This window comes from Streptomyces sp. XY431 (assembly GCF_001279805.1).
Lineage (GTDB): Bacteria > Actinomycetota > Actinomycetes > Streptomycetales > Streptomycetaceae > Kitasatospora > Kitasatospora purpeofusca.
Window position 1 is genome coordinate 1 of the sequence record NZ_LGDO01000060.1, and the last position, 21,924, is coordinate 21,924.

Here is a 21,924-nt window from a genome sequence, read left to right on the forward strand (position 1 = left end):
CGGTGGAGTTGCTGGCGTTGCCGGTGGCTGCTCCGGGGCCGGAGGCGGGCCAGCGGGTGAGGCCGTCGCGGGGGAGCCGGGTGAAGCGGTCGGCGTCGCGCAGCGGTTCGACGCCTTCCGCAGGGCCGGGCCCGGCCTGCCCGGTGGCGACCGGGTGCCGGACCGCGCCGATCCGCAGCCACCCGTCGTTCTCGTAGGGGCGCAGCGCCTGGGCGAACCAGGCCGCCTGCTCGGGCCCGAGCCAGCCGTAGCGGTCCTCGGGCCGGTGGGTCCAGGCCATCGAGGAGTTGAGCCCGGCGACGACGGTGCCGAGTTCGGGCACCGGGAAGAGCGTCCACGGCTGGGCGCTGTCGAAGACCACGTCCAGGCCCTGGTAGAACTCCTGGAACAGCCGGGAGTAGTGCCGCCACTTGGGCCAGTAGGGCGCGGCGGGCCGCAGTTCGTCGGCCTCGCAGGTGGCGAAGTAGGCGCGGGAGGCGGCCAGGCTGACGTCCTGGCCGCCGGGCAGTACGGCCACCCGGTGCGGTTCGAGCCCGAGCAGGGACCGGATCCCGGTGAGGAAGGTCAGCGCCTGCTCGCACTCGCGGGGGCTGCCGGTGGCGGTGAGGTCGCCGGTGACGACGACGAGTTCGGGCGCGGGGGCGCCGGCGTCGGCGAGTTCGACGAGGTCGCCCCAGAGGGCCGCCTGGAGGTCGACCGGGTCGGCGCCCCGGCCGAAGGCGGGGCCGGCCAGGTGGAGGACGGAGACCGCCTCGCGTCCGGCGACGCGGCCGGCGGCCTGCGGGTACTCGGGCCGGGCGGAGGGGCGGCGGCGGCCGGCCCGGCCGGAGTCGCCGCCCGGGCGGGGGGCGGGGACGAGGTCCTGGGCGCTGCCGGCGCCGGTGCCCGCGCCGGTGCCGGTCGCGGGGCCGACACCGGAACCGTCCCCGTTCCCGTTCCCCGGGTAGCCGGGGGACAGCTCGGGGCGGGCCCGGCCGTCCATCGCCTGCGCGACCCGGGTGAGCAACAGCCCGCGGGCGCGGTCGGGCTCGGTGACGCCGACCAGGTCGATATAGGTGAGGGTGGCGAGCAGGCCGTCCACCGGGATGTCCTCGATCCGGACCGTCACCAGCCGCCGTTCCGGCTCGTCCGGGTCGGCGCGCAGCGCGGCCTGCCACTCCATCCGGCCGTAGCGGGAGCGCTCGTAGTTGCGCGAGAGCAGCGCGATCACGGCGGCGGACTCGGTGATTCCCCGGTCCATGAAGTCGACGAAGTTGGTCCCGGGCACGAAGTCCCAGGCCTGGAGGAAGGCCCGGTAGCCCGCCTCCTCCAAGGTCCAGGCGATCCAGGCCGCCCAGCGCTCGTCGGCCGGAGAGTAGCTGATGAAGAAATCGATCGGCCCGGGGCCACCCGGGATCGCGTCAAGAGCCCCCATGGGAGGAGCTTATGACCCAGCAGGAGGGGCTCAACCCTGTTTCACCGCAATGGATTCGGGTGGTTTTTCCGGCGCACCGCACGAACACCCGGTCGAGCGGTGGCCGGTTGTTCGCACGGCGGCCTCGATTTGAAACGCCTCGTGTGCGACCCTGGCGTCCGTGTTCGCGTACCGGCCCGCCGTCAAACGGCTTCATCCCCTGGACCTGCTGGCGGCGGGGCTGCTCGCCTGCGGCCTGCTCCTCCTCGCCACCGGGCTCCTCCCGACGGACGCCGCCGGGTCGGCCTTCCAGCGGATCGCGCCGCTGCTGGCCTTCCTCGGTTCGGTGATCGTGCTCGCCGAGCTGACCAGCGCGGCCGAGGTGTTCGACGTGGTCGCGTCCTGGGTGGCCCGGGCCGGGCGGGGCAGCTATCCCGCGCTGTTCCTGCTCTGCGTCGGCTTCGCCGCGCTGACCACCACGGTGCTCAACCTCGACACCACCGCCGTGCTGCTGACCCCCGTCATGCTGGCCCTCGCCACCCGGGTCGGCATCGCCCCGCTGCCCCTGGCCATGACCACGGTCTGGCTGGCCAACACGGCGAGCCTGCTGCTGCCGGTCTCCAACCTCACCAACCTGCTGGCCGCCGACCGGGTCGCGCTCTCCCCGGCCGGCCTGGCCCGCGCCATGTGGGCGCCGCAGCTGGCCGCGCTGCTGGCCACCATGGCCTGCCTGTGGGCCTTCTACTGGCGGCGCGGACGGCGCGGCGCCGCCGACTACCGGCCGCCGGCGGCCCACCGGCCCGGGGACCGGGTGCTGTTCCGGATCTGCGCGCTGGCCTGCGCCGGCTTCCTGGTGGCCAGCCTGGCGGCGGTCGTCCCGCTCTGGGTGGCCTCGGGCGCGGCGGCGGCCGTCGTGGTGGCGGCCTTCGCGCTGCGACGGCCCGAGGCGCTGCGGGCCTCGTTGATACCGTGGCGGCTGCTGGTGATGGTGCCCGGCATGTTCCTGGTGGTGCAGACCGTGGACGCGCACGGGCTGCACCGGCTGCTCGCCGACGCGATCGGGACGGACGGCGGCACCCTCGGCCTGTTCCGGGCCTCGGCGGTCGGCGCGGGCCTGTCCAACCTGCTGAACAACCTCCCGGTCTACCTGGCCGGGGAGGCCGCGGTGCCGGCGGGCAACCACACCCAGCTGCTGGCGCTGCTGATCGGCACCAACGTCGGCCCGCTGGTGGCCCCCTGGGCCTCGCTGGCCACCCTGCTCTGGTACGAGCGCTGCCGGTCGGCCGGCCTGCGGGTACCGCTGCGGGGGGTGGCCGGGGCGAGCGCGGTGCTGGCGGTCGGCGGCGTCGCGCTGGCGACGGCGGCGCTGGCGCTGACGGCGTGAGGGCCCGGCCTGCCGTGCGTCAGGTGGCCCGGGCGACCAGGTCGAGCAAGTCCTGTCAGGTCGCCCGGGCGACCAGGTCGAGCAGGTCGAGCAGGTCCTGTCAGGTGGCCCGGGCGACCAGGTCGAGCAGGTACGGCAGCAGCTCCGGACGCCCCGCGACGTAGCTGCGGGCCGTCTCCGGCTGCCCGGTCCGGGGGCTGAACGGTCCGCCGTCCAGCCCCCGGACCTCCACCCCCGCCTCGGTGGCCAGCAGGATGCCGGCCGGCAGGTCGATCTCCTCCGCCCGGTAGCCGACGAAGCCGTCGATCAGCCCACCGGCCAGCAGGGCCCAGGTGAGCAGCGGCGCCCAGAGCTGGAGCACCCGGCGGGCGCCGCCCTCCAGCCCGTCCTTGAGCGCCCGCGCCACCGCGTCGCCGCCCACCCCGTGCCCCTGCGTCCAGCCGAGCACGGGGCGCGCCACCGGCCCGGGCGGCCGCGCCGCCACCCGCAGCCGTCCCCCCGGCCCGTAGGCCCCCGCGCCGCGCACGGCCCGCCAGGTGCGGCCGGCCACCGGGTCGTGCACCACCCCGAGCACCGGCTCCCCGTCCACGCACAGCGCGATGCCCACCACGTACGCCGGCAGGCCGACGACCACGTTGTTGCTGCCGTCCAGCGGATCGACCAGCCAGGTCCGGCGGCTGCCGGGCGGCCCGGCCACCTCGCCGCCCTCCTCGGCCCGGATCCGGTCGGCGGGGAAGCGCCCGGCCAGCCGGCGGGTGACCAGCTCCTCGGCGAGCAGGTCGAGTTCGGTGACCACGTCGCCGTCCGTGCCCTTGGTGTCCACCCGGAAGGCGTCCAGGAAGCGTGATCTCAGCAGCGCGCCCGCCGCCTCGGCGGCCTCCACCGCCACCCGGCACTCCTCCGCGAACCCGCCCGTCCCCTCACCCGGGGCCGCTGTCGTCCCGTCCACCGATCCTCCTGGCGACCTCCCCGGCGATCCGGGCCGTCCGGTCCGCGTCGCACAACCGCCGCACCACCCGCCGGGCGCCCCCGTCCACCGGCCCCAGCACCACGTCCACCGGCCCCGGCACGGTGCGGCCCAGCACCACGGTGGCGGCGGGCTCGCCGTCCGGCAGCGCCGTGACGTGGAACTCCCCCGCCCCCAGGGTGTACGTCTCGCCCCGCCCGCTGACCTCCTCGCCCAACGGCTCCCAGCGGACCAGCCGCGCCGTGGGCCGGACCTCGTCCACCCCGGCGGCCGCGTCGCTGTAGACCTCGAAGGCCCGGTGGCTCGGCCGCGCGGCTTCGTCGTGCACGCCGACCCGCAGATTGCCGACCCGCCCGTACAGCACGCTGCTCTTCAGCTCCCAGCTGTGGCAGTGGATCTCGCGCCGCCCGGCGGCCCTGACCGGGTCGAACACGTGCACACACACCCCGAGCACGCCTTCGCGCAGCACCGGCAGACAGTAGAACCCCAGCGGATGGTCCACCGCCCGCAGCACCCGTCTGCCGTCCGCCACCTGCGCCAGCAGCCCGCCCACCAGGCCGTCCAACCCCGGCCCGGCGGCGGTGCGCCCGGCGGCCCGGTCGAGCGTCGTGAAGAGTTCGTTCATCGCTCCCCCAGTGCTCCCCGTCAACATGCTAGGCCCGGGGACGAGTTGACGGCCATACAGCGGACGGGCCGGGCGCGCGGAACGACCCCGGAACGGCCCCGGGCCCGCGACGCGTGGTGCGTCGCGGGCCCGGGGGGGGTGTATCGGCTGTACGGTCAGGCGGTGTTGGGTGACAGGGTCCACCGCTGGTTGGCGTTGCCGTAGCACTGCCAGATGCCCACCGCCGTGCCGTTGGCGTCGTTCCAGCCCGGCAGCTCCAGGCAGGCGTCCGAGGCGGGGTTGTAGATCGAGCCGTCCTCGCGGAACGTCCAGATCTGACCGCCCGCGGCCTGGCAGTCCGTGATCACGACCGGCGCGCCCCAGTCGGTCCGGTTGTCCTCGACGCCGACGCAGCGACCGCCGGTGCGCAGGGTACCGTCGGAGGCGAACCAGAAGTCCTGGCTGACGCCGTTCCAGCAGTCGTACAGGCGCAGCGCGCTGTTGTTCGACGCGCCGTAGTTGTCGAGGCAGCGGCCCTGGCTGTGGATGGAGCCGATGTTGTAACCGGCGGGCTGGGCCGAGAGCGAGCGCGGCTCGCCGAAGCGCGGCAGGTCCCCCTCCGGGGCGATGCCCGGGTAGCGCACCTTGCGGCCGTCGGCGAAGGCGACCACGAGGTCGGCGTGGCCGTCCGCGTCGAAGTCACCGGGCGAGTCCACGACAGGGGCGACACCGGCGGCGAGCCCGAGCGGAAGCACGGCGCGGGTGGCGGGCACCGTCCACCGGTCGCTCGCCCCGTCCTGGCAGTCGCCGATCACCAGGTGGGTGCCCGGCCCGGCGGCGCCGGGCGCGTCGAGGCACTTGCCCGCGTTCGGGTTCACCAGCGTGCCCGGGTGGGGGCCGGCGACCCACTTCTGGGCCGGGCTGTTGTTGCAGTCCCACAGGTTGACGGGCGAACCGCTCTCGGTCAGCGCGTCGGTGACGTCCAGGCACTTGCCGAGGACGTGCACCGAACCGTCGGTGCCGAGGGTGAACGCCTGGCTGGAGGCCGCGCCCTGGTCCGAGCAGGCGCCCAGCACGGCGGCGGTGCCGTTGCCGGTCCGGCCGTGGTCGATGTCGGCGCACAGGCTCGTGCTGCCGTCGCCCTGGAGCGCGGACAGCAGGGGCTTGTGGGCGGGCAGCGGCAGCGGCGCGGAGCCCTTGACGACCTGGCCCGTGGCATCCAGCGGCAGCGGCAGGCCGGCGACGGCACCGGTCACGGTGTCCCGCACCCACAGGGTCGGTACGCCGTTGACGTCGCCCGGGTACATCAGGGTGAAGCCGCTCCAGTCCTCGCCCGGGGCGCCGAGCTCGACACCGGCGCTGAGGCAGTTGTTCTGGCCGCTGCGCGTGCCGAAGTAGTACCGCAGGTGACCCTGCTCGACGGTGACCAGGCTGGCCCCACCGGTGCCCCACCGTACGGCGGTCATCCGGGTGATGTGGTTCCAGGTGCCGTCGATGCCATTGCTGCGGCAGAAGGTCGTGCCGCCAAGCGCACCGACGGAGCGGGTGAAGCTCCCGAACGCCGGGTTCGGCGTCGCGTTGCCGTCGTTGGCGTAGACGAAGAGCTGCTTGGTTTCCTTGTGGTAGGCGAAAAGCGAGTCGCCCTGCCCGACAACGGCCCCGCGGTGGGCCAGCAGGTAGTTGTTCCAGTTGTCGTGCAGAGGGCTGCTCGCGGCCGGGGACACCGTCTCCGGCTCGGACGCGCCGCTGCCACCCCGGAAGAGCGCCAGCGAGCCGTCTGCGGCCGGAGCCAGGAAGTCGGGCACGCCGTCGACATCGATGTCGCCGGCAACATCCGGGCGGTCCCTCCACGGAGCGTAGAAGGTGTAGTTGGCGGTCCGCGGGTCGGAGTTACCGGCCCCGTCGACAGCACTGACGCTCAACTGGCGCGTACCCCAGTCGCTGGCCCCCACGCTGATCGGGACATCTGCGTACGCGGTGCCGTCCGCGGCCAGGGAGGCCGGGACGGTACCGGTGGCGCCGGACCAACCGCCATCGAAGGTGTACCGGAACTCGCTGACGCCGCTGGCGAGGCAGCCGTCGGCGCAGCCGGTAGGCACCGGGTCCTTGCTGGTGACCCGGACGGTGATGCCCGGGTCACCGGCGCGGCCGGTGGGAATGGCCCCGCTGCCCGACGGCGGGAACACCGTGGAGGGCGCGATGGACGGGACCGTCGGCGAGGTGAGGTCGACCTTGAACGCGCAGTCCGCCGTCACGGGGCTGTTCACGCCGCCGCCCGTCGTCCAGGCGTTCCAGCCGTACTGGTGGCCGTCCGCGAGCGCGCGGCCGACGGTGGCCTGGCCCCAGCCTCCGGTGCCGACGACGCTCTGGCTGGTCCGCGTGACACCACCGGTGTCACCGGACTCGCCGGCCGTGGTGTCCCACACCCGGAAGCCGACGGTGACGGTGCCGACGCCGGGCTGCGCGGCGCCGCTCCAGGCGAACAGGCTGACGTCGGACGTACCGTCGCCCAGCGGAACGGTCCTGCCGATCCACCCGGGCGCGCCGGCTCCGCAGCCGTCGCCGCCCTGGCCCACGGGCTGCGGCTTGACGGACAGCTTGCTGGGGGTGGACGGTGCGGGACCGTCCGCAGCCTGGGCCGGGGTCGGAGCCTGGGGCTGCGCGGCCGGCGGTGCGGTGTCCTGGGCCGTCGGGGCACCGGTCGGAGCGCCGGTCGGGGCTCCAGTCGTGGCCTCGGTCGGGACGCCGGTCGGGGTCGCGCCGGGATCCGCGAACGCGGCTCCGGGGGCTGCCAGCACGAGGCCGATCGCGAGCAGCGGCGCCAGGTGCCTCGCCGACCGGCCGCGCGGCGGCGCGGATGAACGGGTTTCTCGCATGAGGTGTCAGTTCGCCTTCGCAGCAGGGACCCCTCGGTCCGCGGCCGATCGTCGGCTGTCTGCCGCGATCGACGTGAACGAGGGGATTTGTCCGGGTGTGGTGCATGTTCCGACCGCGCGTCAGATGACGTGCTCGCGCTTCGGCGATCGGTGCGCGGTCGAACGTTAGTGCGTGGCGATCCTGGCTGGCAATCCCGTTTCCGCGCGCGCCGGACGTGTCCCGTTCTGTACATCGGCGCAGGTCACGGGAGGGGCCGGAGACCGAAGTGCCCGCCCCCGGACGGCGGGGGCGGGCACTGGGTCGAAGGGGACCACGGGGGGTCAGCGCAGGTCGAAGACCAGGCGGGCGGGGGTGCGGCCGGAGAGGACCTCGTCGAAGCAGGTGTTGACGTCGGCGAGGCGGCGGGTCTCGCGGATGACGCGGGTGCGGCCGAGGGCGTGGAGGCGGAAGACCTCGGCGAGGTCCTGGCGGGTGCCGACGATGGAGCCGATCACCCTGGTGCCGTTCAGGACGGTGTCGAAGACCGGGAGGTCGAGCCTGCCCTCGGCGGGCAGGGCGACCAGGACGAGGGTTCCGCCGCGGCGCAGCGAGGCGTAGGCGGCCTGGAAGGAGGCGTTGCTGACGGCGAGGGCGATCGCGGCGTGGGCACCGCCGAGCTTCCGGACCTCGGTGGCGACGTCCTGGACGCGGGCGTCGAGGACGTGGTCCGCGCCGAGCTCGCGGGCGAGGGCGAGCTTGTCGTCGGTGACGTCGACGGCGACGGTCTCGGCGCCGGCCAGGCGGGCGTACTGGAGGGCGAGGTGGCCGAGGCCGCCGATGCCGGAGACCAGGACGCGGGTGCCGGGGCCGGCGCCGGAGACCTTGAGCGCCTTGTAGGTGGTGACCCCGGCGCAGGAGAGCGGGGCGGCGTCCAGCGGGTCGATGCCGTCGGGGACGGGCACGACGTAGTCGCCGTGGGCGAGGGCCTGCTCGGCGTAGGCGCCGTCGACGGAGTAACCGCTGTTGTGCTGCCGGGTGCAGAGGGTCTCCCAGCCCGAGACGCAGTGGTCGCAGCGCCCGCAGGCGTCGGCCAGCCACGGGATCGCCACCCGCTCGCCGACCCTGACGTGCCGGACCTCGGCGCCCGCAGCCTCGACGATGCCGACGCCCTCGTGCCCGGGCACGAACGGCGGGGTCGGCCTGACCGGCCAGTCGCCGTGCGCGGCGTGGATGTCGGTGTGGCACAGACCGGAGGCCTCGATCCGCACCCGCACCTGGTGCGGGCCGGGTTCGGGGACCGGGCGCTCCTCGATCACGAGCGGCTGGGTGAAGTCGTGGACGACGGCGGCCTTCATGTTCCTGCTCCTGCCCTTCGTGCCGCCGGGGCTGCTTCCCGACCCCCGGGCCCCGGTCGCCTCCATCCCATCCCCGGGCCGGGCCCGCCACCAGGGCCGGACGGGTGGAACCGGGCAGGCCGATGGTCCCGGGCGTGCCGGGCCGGTGGACCGGTGGGCCGCGGTCGGACGGTGGAATTCGGTCGAGCCGGGTCCGGCGGGCCGAGTAGCGTCGCCCCCATGGTGAATGAGGAGCGGTACGCCGTGTACCGGGAAGAGTCGAAGGTGCTGGCCGCGATCGGGGAGCACGTCCACGCTCAGGTCGGCCGGGTGACGGTACGGCTGCCCAGGGCCTTGGCGCAGGCCGCGGTGGACGCCTGGGAGCGCGACGACCCGGACGACGGGCTGCGCGGCGAGACCATCGAGCAGTACGAGGTACGGGGCCGGGCGGGCGACGTGGCCCTGATCGGCCTCGTCATCTCGGAGCACGGCCGCTGGGAGGACGAGGAGGTCGTCGTCGACCTGGACGTCACGTACGCGGGGTCGGCCCTGCTGGCGTACGTCGAAGAGATGGGGACGAACTACCAGCCGAAGGAACGGCCGGAGCCGTCGGGAGGCTAGCGGGGCCGGACGACGCGGTCGGCCTCCCAGGAGATCAGCATCCGCAGGGCGTCCTCGGAGGGGCTGCCGGGGTCGGCGGTGTAGGTGACCAGGGCCTGGTCGGGGTCGTCGGCGGAGCGGAGGGTGTCGTAGACCAGCTCCATCCGGCCGACGAGAGGGTGGTGGAACACCTTGTGGCCGGAGGTCTTGTCGCGGACCGGGTGCTCCGCCCACCAGTGGCGGAACTCCTGGCTGCGCACCGAGAGTTCGCCGATCAATTCGGCGAGCCGGGGGTCGTCGGGGCGGCGGCCGGCCTCCAGGTGGAGGAATGCGACGTTCTCGCGCGCGCAGCCCACCCAGTCGTCGTAGAGGGTGCGCGAGGCCGGGTCGAGGAAGGTGATCCGGGCGATGTTCCGCTCGGCGGGAGCGAGCGTCCCGTAGTCGCCGAGGAGGGCGACGGCGGCGCTGTTCCAGGCCAGGATGTCCATCCGGCGGCCCATCACCACGGCCGGGACGTCGGGCATCGCGTCGAGCAGCCGGACCATCGACGGCCGGACCTTCTGCGGAGCGGAGCCCCGGGCCGCGGCGCGACCGGCACCGCGGGCGCCGCTGCCCCGGGTCGGGCGGGTGCGGGCGAGGCGGTGCAGGTGGCCGGCCTCCTCGGGGTCCAGGCGCAGCGCCCGGGCGACCGCGTCGAGCACGGCGTCGGACGGGTTGCCGACCCGGCCCTGTTCGAGCCGGGTGTAGTAGTCGACGCTGACACCGGCGAGTTGGGCGAGCTCCTCGCGGCGCAGGCCCGCCACCCGGCGGCGGCCGCCGAAGTCGGGGAGGTCGACGTCCTCGGGCCGGAGCCGGGAGCGACGGGTGCGCAGGAACTCGGCGAGGCCGCTCGGGGTACCGGCGGCGGGGCTGGTGGCGGCACCGGAGGAGACGGCGCCGGCGGCGGTGCCGGAGATGGGGTCGGGGCGGCTCGTTCGGTTCGCGCTCATGCGGTCATTCTGTCCGTTCGGCGCCCGGTCTGCCTGGCCCTGGGAGGACCAGGCAGGACCGGGCGGGGCGGGCGGGCGGGGGCGGGCGGGGGGGGGCGGGCGGGCAGGACCGGGCGGGGGCGGGGAACCGTGCGTCACCAGGAGTTCGCGACTGCCACCACGCCGCCGTCCACCACGATGTCCTGGCCGGTGATGTAGGCGGCCCGGGGCGAGAGCAGGAAGGCGACGGTCTCGGCGACGTCCGCCGCCTCGCCCAGCCGGCCGAGCGGCACCTGCGCCCGCACGGCGTCCTGCTGGGCCGGTTCGGTGACCACCTCGTGGAACATCTCGGTGACGATGTAGCCCGGGCTCACCGAGTTGATCCGGATGCCGCGACCGGCGAAGTCGCTGCCGAGGGTGCGGGCGAGGTTGTGCACGGCGGCCTTGGTCGCCGCGTACACCGGGGCGTTGGGCAGGCCCCGGTGCAGGGTCCAGGAGGCGTTGAGGACGATCGCGGCGCCGCCGCCCGGGGCCTGCTCCAGCAGCGGCAGGGCGTGCTGGACGGTGAAGAAGACGCCCTTGAAGTTGACGTCCACGGTGTGGTCGAAGCTCTCCTCGGTCACCTCGGCCGGGGCCTCGAAGACCCCGACCCCGGCGTTGGCGAACACCCCGTGCAGGTGGCCGTACCGCTCCCCCACCCGCTCGGCCAACCGGGCCAGGTCGGCCGGACGGGCGGAGTCGGCGCGCACCGCGAACACCCGCTCGGCGGCGGCGGGTCCGGCCCCGGCGAGTCCCGCTCCGACGAGTCCGGCTCCGACGAGTCCGGCCTCGGCGCGGGCGAGGCGGGCGTCGTCGCGGCCGGTGATCACCACGTTGGCGCCGCGGTCCAGCAGCACCCGCGCGGTGGCGAGGCCCATGCCGCTCGTGCCTCCGGTGACCAGCACGGTTCGGCCGTCGAAGTCCTGGTCCTGGGTGGTGGGGGTGTTGGGGGTGTTGAGGGTGTTCCGCTCGTTGTTGGTCATGGGCCCAGCCTCACCGCTGAGCGGCGGGGCGGACCAGGCCCGTTCCGACCCTGGGTCCGGCGGGACCACCCTGGCGAGGATCCGGCGGTGCCCGGGCGTGCGTCCGCCCCCGTCGGGGGTCGGCGGGGGCGGACGCGGTCGCGGGGTCGGGCCGGGGTCGGGCCGGGGTCGGGGTCGGGGTCGGGGTGGTGCGGTCAGGACTCCCGACGCGCGCCCGCGGAGGGCACCGCCCGGTAGACGTGCGGCTCGGCCCAACCCTCCGTCAGGAAGGCCTCGGTGACCGCCTTGGCCACCGCGTCCGCGTCGGCCGTACGGGTCAGGGCGATCACCGAGCCGCCGAACCCGCCGCCGGTCATCCGCGCGCCGAGCGCCCCGGCCGCGACGGCGACGGCGACGGCGAGGTCCGTCTCCGGGCAGGACGTCCGGTAGTCGTCGCGCAGCGAGGCGTGGCCGGCCGTGAGGATCGGCCCGAGGGCGGCCGGCCCGTGCTGGTCCAGCTCCCGCATGGTCTGCTCGACCCGGCCGTTCTCGGTCACCACGTGCCGGACCAGCGGGACCAGTTCGGCCGGCAGCCGGTCCAGGGCGGCGGGGAGGTCGGCGGCGGCGAGGTCGCGCAGCGCCGGCAGCCCCAGCAGCGCGGCGGCGCGTTCGCAACCGGCCCGAAGGGCGGCGTAGGCACCGTCGGCGAGGTCGTGCTGCACCCGGGTGTCGAGCACCAGGAGGGTGAGGCCCGAGCCCGCCAGGTCGAGCGGGACGTACCGGGCGGCGAGGTCGCGCGTGTCCAGGTGGAGAGCGGTCCCGGCACGGCAGGCCATCGAGGCCATCTGGTCCATGATTCCGCAGGGGACGCCGACGAAGTCGTTCTCGGCGCGCTGCGCGATCAGGGCCAGCTCGGCTGCTTCCAGACCGAGTTCGTACAGGTCGTTGTAGGTGATCGCGACCGCGCACTCCAGCGCGGCGGAGGAGGAGAGTCCGGCGCCGCCGGGCACGTCGCTGTCGAGCAGGACGTCGGCGCCGCCGATCGCGTGGCCCGCCTCGCGCAGCGTCCACACGACCGCGGCGGGGTACGCGGCCCAGCCGGACATGCCGCCCGGGGCCAGCCCGGCGACGTCCAGCTCGACGACCTCGCCGGGGACCCGGGTCGAGGCGAGGCGCAGCACACCGTCGGCGCGGCGGCGGGCGTAGGCGCGGACGGCCTGCGGGAGGGCGATCGGGAGGACGAACCCGTCGTTGTAGTCGGTGTGTTCGCCGATCAGGTTGACCCGGCCGGGGGCCACCCAGACGCCCTCGGGGGCGTGGCCGTAGAGCGCCTCGAAGGCGGCGGACGGGGAGGTGGGGGACGTGGGGGTCATCGCTGCGCTTCCTCGTCGGTCGTCTCGGGGGTCGTTTCGACGGTCGTTTCGGGGGTCGTCCCGTCGGTCGTCCCGGGGGTCGGGCGGCTTGCGGTGGCCGGGTTCGCGGGTCCGGCCTGGCCGACCTCGCGCAGCCGCCGGGCCGCGAACTCCGGGGCGACGTCGTTCATGAAGGCTTCCATGCCGGACTCGGTGCCGGCCAGGTACTTGAGCTTGTCCGCCGTCCGTCGGACGGTGAACAGCTCCAGGTGGAGGGCGAGTTCGTCCTCGTGGCCGGCCGGGGCCTGGTGCCAGGCGGCGATGTAGGGCGCGCGGACCTTCCGGTCGCCGTCGCTGAAGAGCCGGTCGAAGCGGCGCAGCAGGTCGAGGTAGATCCGGGGGAACTCGGCGCGCTCGTCCTCGTTGAGCCCGGTGAAGTCGGGGACGCGGCGGTTGGGGAAGAGGTGGACCTCGTAGGGCCAGCGGGCCGCGAAGGGCACGAAGGCGGTCCAGTGCTCCCCGGCCAGGACGATCCGGCTGTCCTCGGGGCGCTCCGCGGAGGGGCTGTCGGCGGAGGGGCTGTCGGCGGACAGGCTGCCGACGGAGGCGCGCTCGGCGGCCACGAGGTCGTCGAAGAGGTTGCGGCCGGTGGCGGCGCGGTGCCGGGCGGCCTGGTCGATCATCTTGGCCGTGCGCGGGGGGACGAACGGCAGCCCGTAGATCTGGCCGTGCGGGTGGGCGAGGGTGACACCGATCTCGGTGCCGCGGTTCTCGAAGCAGTAGACCTGGCGGATGCCGGGCAGCGCGGAGAGTTCGGCGGTGCGGTCGGTCCAGGCGTCCAGCACCAGGCGGGCCTGGTCCTCGTCGAGGTCGGCGAAGGAAGCGTCGTGGTCGGCAGTGAAGCAGACCACCTCGCACCGGCCGACGCCCGGCCCGCGGCTGTGCAGCGGGTCGTCGAGGGCCGGCGGCACGGGGTGGGTGCCGGGCTCGCCCGCGAGGGAGGGGAAGCGGTTCTCGAAGACGGCCACCTGGTAGTCGCCGGCCGGGATCTCGCTCAGCCGGCCCTCGCGGCTGGGGCAGAGCGGGCACTCGTCGGCCGGCGGGTGGTAGGTGCGCGCCTGGCGGTGGGCGGCGACGGTCACCCAGGCGCCGGTCATCGGATCCTGCCGGACCTCCGAGGAGGGCGCGACGGCGTCCAGCGGACGCAGGTCGGCGACGGCCCGGCCGGTGGGCGGCGTGCCCCGGTCGTAGTAGATCAGCTCGCGGCCGTCGGCCAGTTCGGTGACCGTCCTGGTCGTCGCACCGGCCTGCCTGCTCGTACCGGCCTGCCTGCTCGTACCGGCCTGGGCGCTCAGGCCGGCCGACGCGGCGGTGCCGGTCGCTGCACTCGCGTCTGCCGACCCGTTCGCACCGGCCTGGCCGGTCGCGTCGGTCACCGTTGGGGCCATGACGTGCTCCCTCTCCTGGGGCTTCCCTTCAACCACATGAACAAACAATATCGAACATGAATCAACATGGGAGCCCGGGGTCCACCCCAATTCCGGAATCCGCCGCCGATCGGACGTCAGGACGCATCCTCCCTGGTCGACGGGGCGCGTCAGGCGACGCGGCCCGGCCCGTTGGGCCTGCCAAGGTTTCCTCCCGCTACCGGCACTCGCGGACCAGCCCAGAAGTCGGCGCGGACCGCACCCACCTGCCTGGGGCAACGACGTCGACGATCGGGCGTCACCCGGACCGTCGACGTGCGGACGGCCCGGACCGGGGATGGGGCAGGGGCGGGCCGCGGCTGGCCTTGGCGGGCCTTGGCACCCTCGCGCTTCCCCATCAACACTTTGCAAAGAGGAGCTGTTTGCAAAGTGCCGACGACATACCAGCAGTTCAGAGCGCTGCAGGCAGCCGTTTCCCGCACTTTGCAAAGTCTGACTTTGCAAAGTGCGGGGATGAGGATCGGGGACAGGGAAGAGCCGCTCCCCCTTCCCCACCGGACAGGATGTGGAGCGCCCCCGGGAGCGGAGGCTCCCGGGGGCGCGGTGGGCGGTCGTCCTCAGGGGGCCGCGGGGTGACGGTGGTGGTGATGCCGGACCAGGGCCCGACCGGACGGGGCGTGCAGCGGGCGCCGGTGGACGGGCCGACGGGCCTGGCGGCGGTGGGGCCGGACCGTCACGGTGGCCGGCACCGGGTCGGCGACTGTGGCGGCGGTGCGCCAGGCCCGGGTCGCCAGGCCCGCCGAGGCCAGGGCGAGGACGGCGAGGGCGACCGTGGCCGCGGGGAGTCCGGCGGTGGCACCGAGCCAGCCGGCCAGCGGATAGGCGAGCAGCCAGCAGACGTGGGTGAGCGAGAACTGCGCGGCGAAGGCGGCCGGGAGGTCGGCCGACGGGACGGCGGACCTCAGCAGACGGCCGCCCGGCGTCAGGATCAGCGAGCCCGCCGCGCCGAGCCCGGCCCACAGGACGAGCAACGCGGGCCAGCGCCACGCCCCGCCGCCCGCCGTGGCGACGACCGCCAGGGCGGTGAGCAGGCCCGCGACGGCGAAGGCGGCCGACAGCATCACCGTTCGGTCGGCGACCCGGTCCAGCACCCGGGGCAGCAGCAGCGCGACCAGCATCGAGCCTCCGCCGTACGCACCGAGGGCGAGCGGCACGTCGCCCGCCGGGCGGCCCAGCTCCTCGCGGACGTAGACGACCGTGTTGACGATCACCATGGCGCCGCCGGCCGCCACCGCGAGGTCCAGGGCGAGCAGCGCCCGCAGACGCGGCACGGAGAGGAACAGCCGGATCCCGGCCAGGGAGCGCGCACCTACCGAACGGGCGCCTACCGAACGCGCGCCGGCGGCACCGGCGGCCGGGTCGGGGTTGCCCCGCGCCGCCAGGACCGCGCCGGGCAGGACCACCGAGACGACGAGGACCGCCGAGGCGAGGAAGCCGATCACCGTCCCCCAGAACAGCCACCGGTAGCCGACCAGCGCCAGCAACGCGGCCGCCAGCACCGGGCTGACCAGGGTCTCCGTGTCGTACGCGAGCCGGGAGAGCGACAGCGCCCGGGTGTAGTCGCGCTCCTCGGGCAGCACATCGGGGATCACCGACTGGAAGGCCGGGGTGAAGGTGGCCGAGGCGGCCTGGAGGACGAAGATCAGCAGGTAGACCTGCCACACCGAACCGACGAACGGCAGCGCGAGCGCCACACCCGCGCGGGCCAGGTCGGCGGCGACCAGCAGTCGTCGACGCGGGATCCGGTGCGCGAGCGCGGCCACGACCGGTGCGATACCGACGTAGGCGACCATCTTGATCGCCAATGCCGTGCCGAGCACCGACCCGGCGTCGGCCCCGGCGAGATCGTAGGCGAGCAGGCCCAGCGCCACGGTGGCCAGGCCGGTCCCGGCCAGGGCGACGACCTGGGCGACGAACAGGTGCCGGTAGGTGCGGTTGCGGAGGACGGAGAGCATCGGGGACTCCGTTCGTGCGGAGCGCGCCGAGGTGGCGCGGGCCGGTGGGGTCCCTTCCAGAATAGGACAACATGTGCGTACGCGTGCACCTATCGGCAGCGAAAGACTCCCCGAAGGGCATCACAGGGCGACTCGGGGCGGCTCAGTCGTGCGGCGGCAGTCCACTGATCTGGTGATCGGCCACGCTCAGCGCCTCCTGCACCAGCCGCCGCAGATGCCCGTGCCGCAGCGCGTACACGACCCGGCGCCCGTCCTTGCGGGTGGACACCAGCCCCGCCAGCCGCAGCTTGCCGAGGTGCTGGCTGACCGACGGACGCGCCGCACCGGCCGCTTCGGTCAGGGTCGTCACATCGGCCTCCCCCTCACTCAGCCGCTGCAGCAGCGCAAGCCGGGTCCGGTCGGCCAACAGGGCAAGGATCCCGGCAGCGACATCCAGCCGTTCGTCCCCCGCGACCACCTGCGAGCCATGTGCACCTGATACCTGGAGGCTCCCGCTCATGACCTCATCGTAGACATCGCACGGGGCTGGCGCGTCAAGCCGAGGGAGCCGGTCCGCTGTTGACGATGCAACCCCAGAGCCGGTGGCACCACCCTCCGGCCTCGGGGCGGGCTCGGCGGTCAGGACCAGGCCGAAGCCGGGGCCGGTCTCGATGAGGTGCAGCAGGGTCCAGGCAACCCCGTAGCAGTCGTCGGGGCCGAAGCAGGTGACGAGCGCAGGCGGATCAGCGGGGGGTGCGGCGGACGCGGGTGCGCAGGGCGTCCTGGGATTCGACGTACTTCACCATCAGGCGGGCGAACTCCAGCCGCTCGCTGTCGGGCCACTCGGCGGTGATCTGCTCGAAGGCCGAACGCTGGTACTGACGGAAGCGCTCCATCAGGTCCTCGCCCTCCGGGCTTAGGAGCAGGACCGTCCGGCGGCCGTCCTGCTGGGAGGCGGCGCGGACCAGATAGCCGGCGGAGATGCAGTCCGACACCATGCGACTGCCCACCGAGGGATCGACGCCCAGGTGCTCGGCGACCGCGCCGACGGTCACCTCGCGGCCGTCCTGACCAGTGACGTCCTGGACGATCCGCAGGACCAGCGTCCGACTGAGGTCCTTCTGGGAGATCGGGTCCTCGACATCGAGCAGCGAGGAGCGCCGCAGCCGCCCGAAGGCCGGCCCCACGGCGTTCAGGAGGTCCTCACCCTCGCCCGACCCGGGCTTCGTCGTCATGCGGCCAGCCTATCCGCATGCGTGAACCAGCGAAGACATGTGTTGACATGAAAACGTGTGCAGGACATCATGCATATGCAGTCAGGCACTCATTCTGACGGGGTGAGCCCACTCCGGACCACGCCTGCCTTTCGACCCGATCACCACCCGACGAAAACGAACGGACTCCTCCTTATGACCACCACCCTCGTCACCGGCGCCCGCGGCAAGGTCGGCCAGGGCGTCATCGCCCGCCTGCACGCCGCCGGTCACTCCGTCCGCGCCGCCAGCGCCCGCCCCGCCGACCTGACCGCCCCCGACGGCGTCGAGCGCGCCGAGCTCGCCCTCGACCGGCCCGAGGCCTTCGGTGCCGCGCTGCGCGGCGTCCAGCAGGTGTTCCTCTATCCCCAGCCCGCCGGCATCCATGCGTTCGCCGAGGCCGCCGAAGCGGCCGGCGTCGAACACGTCGTCCTGCTCTCCTCGTCCTCCGTCCTCGGCCCCGATGCCGAGAACGACCCGCTCGCGAGCCACAGCCTCCTCGTCGAGCGTGCGCTCGCCGACTCCGGCCTCAACTGCACCTTCCTGCGCCCGGATGCCTTCGCCAGCAACTCCCTGGGCTGGGCGTACTTCATCGGCCGGGGCCTGCCGATCCAACTCGCCCACCCGGATGCGCACATCGCACCCATCCACCCCGAGGACCTCGCCGACATCGCTGCCGAGGCCCTGACCGGCACCTCCCTCGCCGGATCCGCGCCCACCCTGACCGGCCCCGAGTCACTCACCTTCCGCGAGCAACTCGCCGTCCTCGCCGAGGCCCTCGGCCGCGAGATCCCGGTCGAGCGGATCACCCGCGCCGAGGCCGAGGAGCAGATGGGACGTCGCATGCCCGCTCCCGTCGTCACCTCCCTGCTCAACCTCTGGGAGGCCGCGACCCATGGGCCCGCCCCGGTTCACGACACCACCCTGACCCTCCTCGGCCGCCCCGCGCGCACCTTCCACCAGTGGGCCCGCGAGAACACCGCCGCGTTCACCCGGCCCTGAATCGGCCCGGAATCGGCCCTGCTCCGACATACCCCTCAGGGTCTGCGACGCCGCACTCGCCCGCGGACGCGTTGTCGACCGGGGGACCTCGCCCCTCAGCTCTCCCTCAGCTCCCCGCCTCCCCCTCCGCCCTCCCGAAGGTCCTCGATCCGACGGATCTTGCCGACCGAACGCTCCAGCGTGTACGGGTCCACCACCTCGACGTCCACGCTCACCCCGACGCCGTCCTTCACCCCCCGCACGATCACCCCGACGGCCTCCTCGCGCTGCCCGGGCCCGGCGTCCGGCCGCGCCTCGACCCGCACCGTCATGTGGTCCAGCCGGCCCCGGCGGGTCAGCCGCAACTGGAAGTGCGGTGCGACGGCGGGCACCCGCAGCAGGACCTCCTCGATCTGGGTCGGGAAGACGTTGACCCCTCGCAGGATGATCAGGTCATCGCTGCGCCCCGTCACCTTGGCCATCCGGCGGAACGCGGGGCGCGCGGTGCCGGGCAGCAGCCGGGTGAGGTCGCGGGTTCGGTAGCGGATCACCGGCAGCGCCTCCTTGGTGAGCGAGGTGAAGACGAGTTCGCCGCCCTCGCCGTCCGGCAGCACCTCGTCGGTCAGCGGGTCGACGACCTCCGGGTAGAAGTGGTCCTCCCAGATGTGCAGGCCGTCCTTGGTCTCCACGCACTCCTGCGCGACACCCGGCCCCATCACCTCGGAGAGTCCGTAGATGTCCACGGCATGGAGGTCCGTCCGCCGCTCGATCTCGGCGCGCATCTCCTCCGTCCACGGTTCGGCGCCGAGGATTCCGATCCGCAGCGAGGTGCCGCGCGGGTCGATCCCCTGCCGCTCGAACTCGTCCAGCAGGGTGAGCAGGTAGGACGGGGTGACCATGATGACCTCCGGCCGGAGGTCCTGGATGAGCCGGACCTGGCGGGCCGTCATACCGCCGGAGGCCGGGATCACGGTGCACCCGGCGCGTTCGGCACCCGCGTGCGCGCCCAGTCCGCCGGTGAACAGACCGTAGCCGTAGGCGATGTGCACCGTCTGGCCGGGCCGCCCGCCGGCCGCCCGGATCGAGCGGGCCACCACGTCCGCCCAGACGTCCAGGTCGTGCTCGGTGTAGCCGACCACGGTCGGCAGGCCGGTGGTCCCGCTGGAGGCGTGGATCCGGCGGACCTTCTCCTTCGGGACGGCGAACATGCCGAACGGGTAGGTGTCGCGCAGGTCGGCCTTGGTCGTGAAGGGGAAGCGGGCGAGGTCGGCGAGGGTTCGACAGTCCTCGGGCGCGACACCCGCCGCGTCGAACTTCCGCCGGTACAGCTCGACGTTGTCGTAGGCGTGGCGCAGCGTGGCCCGCAGGTGCTTGAGCTGGTGCGCCCGCAGCTCCTCCGCGGTCATCCGCTCGCCGGCGTCCAGGAGTTCCACCGGAGGCGCCTCGCCGAGACGCACCGGCGCCCGCACGTCTCCTCCCGGCCCCACGGGCGTACCCGGATCCGTCGCTCCGCCGCTCATCGTGCCTCCTTCAGAACTCACTACCGACCATTCGGTCGGCCCTGGCCGGAGCCAAGTAATCCAGTGCCCGAACCACCTGTCAAGGCTCGGCACGCCGGTGACCTCGCAGGTCGGCGCCCGTCGCCCTCGCTCAGAACTTTGCCCCCGCCCCCGGGCGCCAACCTGTGCCGATCGGCAGGTTCTCGCTCCGAAAAAAGGCGCCGGATCTATGCCGATCGGCAGATGGCAGGGCACGGCCGACCGGGAAAGCTGGTCGCCGTAGTCACCATCCCACCCACAACCGGGAGAGCGGAGCGCGGGCACATGAGCCGACCCGATGTCACACCCCACCTCGAACTGACCGACGTCAGCAAGGTCTACCGGGGCGGCAAGCACGCCGTCGACGGCCTCTCGCTGCGGCTCGGCCCCGGGCTGCTCGGTCTGCTCGGACCGAACGGCGCGGGCAAGTCCTCCCTGATGCGGATCGTCGCCACCGTGACCCGGCCCAGCTCCGGACGGCTCACCTACCGGGGGGCCGACGTGCTCGCCCACCCCGATCTGCTCCGGCGCGAACTGGGCTTCCTCCCCCAGGACTTCGGCGTCCACCCGCACCTCACCTCGCGCGAGTTCCTGTCCTACCTGGCAGCCGCCAAGGGGCTTCCCGCCCGCGCCGCCCGGGCCCGGATCGACGAACTGCTCACACTCGTCAACCTGACCGAGGCGGTGCGGAGGCCGCTCGGCGCGTACTCGGGCGGCATGCTGCGCCGGGTCGGCATCGCCCAGGCGCTGCTCGGCGACCCGAGCGTCATCGTCGTCGACGAACCCACCGCCGGTCTCGATCCGGAGGAACGGGTGCGCTTCCGCAACCTGCTGAGCACCCTCGCCGAGGACCGGGTGGTGCTGCTGTCCACCCACATCGTCTCCGACATCGAGTCGGTGGCCGGGGACATCGCGGTCCTCGCCGGCGGGCGGCTGCTGCGCCGGGGCAGTCCGGAGCACCTGCTGCGCGGCCAGACCGGCCGGGTGTGGGAGGTCCTGGTGGACGCGGGCTCGGTGGCGGCCGTGCAGCAGCACTTCGTGGTGAGCCGGATGGTGCGCACGGGGGACGGTCGGGTGCGGCTGCGGCTCCTCGCGGACGGCCCGCCGACGGCCGAGGCGGTGCCGGTCGCGCCGGACCTGGAGGACGCCTACCTGGGGCTGGTCCGGTCGGCACCCGACGGGCCCGCCTTCACCGCCTCGGCCGCCGCAGGCCGTCCGGGGGTGCGGCGATGACCCGGAGCGTTCTCCACCCGTCCCACCCCGAGGGGTTCCGGGCACCGACCGACCCTGCTCCCGGCGCAGCCGCCGGCGGGTCCGAGCGGACCGGCCCGGTGAGCCGGATCGGCCGGCTGGCGCTCGGCGACTTCCGGGACCGGATCCGCCGCCCCGCCTACGCGGTGACGCTCCTTGCCGCGGTGGGCCTGGGCCTGCTCGCCGTCCCGCCCGCCGACGGGCACTGGGCGATCCTCGCGCTCGGCTCCTACCGGGGGGAGTACAACAGCGCGTACGTCGGCGCCGCGACCGCCCTGGCGGGCACGCTGTGGCTCACCCTCGGCGGGTTCTACGTGGTTCGCAAGGGCCTGGGCCGCGACGAGGAGACCGGGGTCGGCCAGCTCCTGGCCGCGGCCCCGCTGCGGAACGCCGAACTGATGCTGGCGAAGTTCCTCGGCAATCTGCTGGTGCTCGGTTCGATGCTCGGCGTGCTCGCACTCACCGCACCCGCCCTGCAACTGGTCCGGGGCGAGGACCGCGCGCTCGACCCGGTCTCGCTGCTGACGCCGTTCCTGGTGCTGACCCTGCCGCTGCTCGCGGCGACCGCGGCACTGGCCGTCCTGTTCGAAACGGTGCCGCTGCTGCGCGGCGGGCTGGGCAATGTCACCTGGTTCGCCTTCGCGCCAGCCCTCCTGATCGCCGGGGAGGCGCCCGGCGCACCGTTCGGCGGGCTCGGCCTCGGCCCGGTGGCCGCCTCGCTGCGCGACACGCTGGCCGCGCGAGGCGTCGACCTGGGCGGCGACGACTTCAGCCTCGGCCTGACCAAGACGGACTCCCCGCTGGAGGCGTTCCACTGGGACGGCGCGGACTACGGGGCGGGGTTCCTCGCCCAGCGGCTGCTGCTCGTCCTGCTCGCGGTGGCGCTCGCCGCGCTGCCGGCCCTCTGGTTCACCCGCTTCGACCCCGCCCGCACCAGGGCGGCCGAGCGGCACCCCGACGGATCGGCGCCCACCCCCGCTCCGACCCCCGCCCCTGGTTCCGTCCGCACGGCGGCCCCGCC

At 74.1% G+C, this 21,924-nt stretch carries 17 protein-coding genes and 1 pseudogene; 5 read left to right on the forward strand and 13 right to left on the reverse strand.

The window, feature by feature from the left end:
* Positions 1-1,414 (reverse strand): TIR domain-containing protein (locus tag ADK60_RS09375; RefSeq protein WP_159400365.1); only part of this gene is annotated, 1,414 nt, incomplete at its 3' end.
* A gap of 160 nt (positions 1,415-1,574) precedes the next feature.
* Here ADK60_RS09375 and ADK60_RS09380 point away from each other — a divergent pair.
* Positions 1,575-2,777, forward strand: coding sequence for an ArsB/NhaD family transporter (locus ADK60_RS09380; protein ID WP_234371003.1), 1,203 nt, complete (start codon positions 1,575-1,577; stop codon positions 2,775-2,777).
* A gap of 100 nt (positions 2,778-2,877) precedes the next feature.
* On the opposite strand, the gene ADK60_RS09385 is transcribed toward ADK60_RS09380, so the two are convergent.
* The 4 genes from ADK60_RS09385 to ADK60_RS09400 all read right to left on the reverse strand — a co-directional run bounded on the left by ADK60_RS09385 (position 2,878) and on the right by ADK60_RS09400 (position 8,559).
* The gene (locus tag ADK60_RS09385) at positions 2,878-3,726 is read right to left on the reverse strand and encodes an inositol monophosphatase family protein (protein ID WP_053644783.1); all 849 of its coding nucleotides are present in this window, start codon (positions 3,724-3,726) and stop codon (positions 2,878-2,880) included.
* Positions 3,698-4,369: a hypothetical protein gene (locus ADK60_RS09390; protein ID WP_053644785.1), complete on the reverse strand. Its 672-nt coding sequence runs from the start codon at positions 4,367-4,369 to the stop codon at positions 3,698-3,700. The genes ADK60_RS09385 and ADK60_RS09390 overlap by 29 nt, the downstream gene beginning before the upstream one ends.
* Before the next feature lie 155 nt (positions 4,370-4,524).
* A complete protein-coding gene (locus ADK60_RS09395) occupies positions 4,525-7,224 on the reverse strand; it encodes a ricin-type beta-trefoil lectin domain protein (RefSeq protein WP_053644787.1) in 2,700 nt (899 codons plus the stop codon).
* 321 nt (positions 7,225-7,545) lie between these two features.
* Positions 7,546-8,559, reverse strand: coding sequence for a zinc-dependent alcohol dehydrogenase (locus tag ADK60_RS09400; RefSeq protein ID WP_053644789.1), 1,014 nt, complete (start codon positions 8,557-8,559; stop codon positions 7,546-7,548).
* A gap of 219 nt (positions 8,560-8,778) precedes the next feature.
* On the opposite strand from ADK60_RS09400, the gene ADK60_RS09405 reads away from it, so the two are divergent.
* Positions 8,779-9,159 (forward strand): hypothetical protein, encoded by a 381-nt coding sequence (locus tag ADK60_RS09405; protein ID WP_053644791.1) that lies wholly within the window; start codon positions 8,779-8,781, stop codon positions 9,157-9,159.
* Here the strand turns inward: ADK60_RS09405 and ADK60_RS09410 are convergent.
* From ADK60_RS09410 to ADK60_RS09440, 7 genes are all read right to left on the reverse strand, one after another.
* Positions 9,156-10,127 carry a helix-turn-helix transcriptional regulator gene (locus ADK60_RS09410; RefSeq protein WP_079008185.1) on the reverse strand — a complete coding sequence of 324 codons (972 nt, stop codon included), beginning with the start codon at positions 10,125-10,127 and terminating at the stop codon, positions 9,156-9,158. The two genes, ADK60_RS09405 and ADK60_RS09410, sit on opposite strands and share 4 nt — an antisense overlap.
* 134 nt (positions 10,128-10,261) lie before the next feature.
* Positions 10,262-11,128, reverse strand: a complete 867-nt coding sequence (locus ADK60_RS09415) for an SDR family NAD(P)-dependent oxidoreductase (RefSeq protein WP_053644794.1) — start codon at positions 11,126-11,128, stop codon at positions 10,262-10,264.
* A gap of 194 nt (positions 11,129-11,322) precedes the next feature.
* On the reverse strand, positions 11,323-12,480 hold the full coding sequence (gene galK, locus ADK60_RS09420; protein ID WP_053644796.1) for a galactokinase: 1,158 nt from the start codon (positions 12,478-12,480) through the stop codon (positions 11,323-11,325).
* Positions 12,477-13,907, reverse strand: a complete 1,431-nt coding sequence (gene galT, locus ADK60_RS09425) for a galactose-1-phosphate uridylyltransferase (RefSeq protein ID WP_079008186.1) — start codon at positions 13,905-13,907, stop codon at positions 12,477-12,479. Before galT ends, galK begins: the two co-directional genes overlap by 4 nt.
* Before the next feature lie 596 nt (positions 13,908-14,503).
* Positions 14,504-15,901 carry an MFS transporter gene (locus ADK60_RS09430; RefSeq protein WP_053644798.1) on the reverse strand — a complete coding sequence of 466 codons (1,398 nt, stop codon included), beginning with the start codon at positions 15,899-15,901 and terminating at the stop codon, positions 14,504-14,506.
* A 142-nt stretch (positions 15,902-16,043) separates the two neighbouring features.
* Complete coding sequence (locus ADK60_RS09435; protein WP_045943945.1) at positions 16,044-16,400, reverse strand: ArsR/SmtB family transcription factor; 357 nt, start codon at positions 16,398-16,400, stop codon at positions 16,044-16,046.
* Between the two features lie 223 nt (positions 16,401-16,623).
* Complete coding sequence (locus ADK60_RS09440) at positions 16,624-17,115, reverse strand: MarR family winged helix-turn-helix transcriptional regulator (RefSeq protein WP_045943946.1); 492 nt, start codon at positions 17,113-17,115, stop codon at positions 16,624-16,626.
* 174 nt (positions 17,116-17,289) lie between these two features.
* On the opposite strand from ADK60_RS09440, the gene ADK60_RS09445 reads away from it, so the two are divergent.
* On the forward strand, positions 17,290-18,135 hold the full coding sequence (locus ADK60_RS09445; protein ID WP_053644800.1) for an NAD(P)H-binding protein: 846 nt from the start codon (positions 17,290-17,292) through the stop codon (positions 18,133-18,135).
* 95 nt (positions 18,136-18,230) lie between these two features.
* Here ADK60_RS09445 and paaK read toward each other — a convergent pair whose 3' ends face one another.
* On the reverse strand, positions 18,231-19,634 hold the full coding sequence (paaK, locus tag ADK60_RS09450; RefSeq protein ID WP_053644802.1) for a phenylacetate--CoA ligase PaaK: 1,404 nt from the start codon (positions 19,632-19,634) through the stop codon (positions 18,231-18,233).
* 303 nt (positions 19,635-19,937) lie between these two features.
* Between paaK and ADK60_RS09455 the strand changes: the two genes are divergently transcribed.
* A complete protein-coding gene (locus ADK60_RS09455) occupies positions 19,938-20,885 on the forward strand; it encodes an ATP-binding cassette domain-containing protein (RefSeq protein WP_053644804.1) in 948 nt (315 codons plus the stop codon).
* Positions 20,882-21,924: pseudogene (locus ADK60_RS09460) on the forward strand (ABC transporter permease); the annotation flags it as partial. The gene ADK60_RS09455 and the pseudogene ADK60_RS09460, both read left to right, overlap by 4 nt.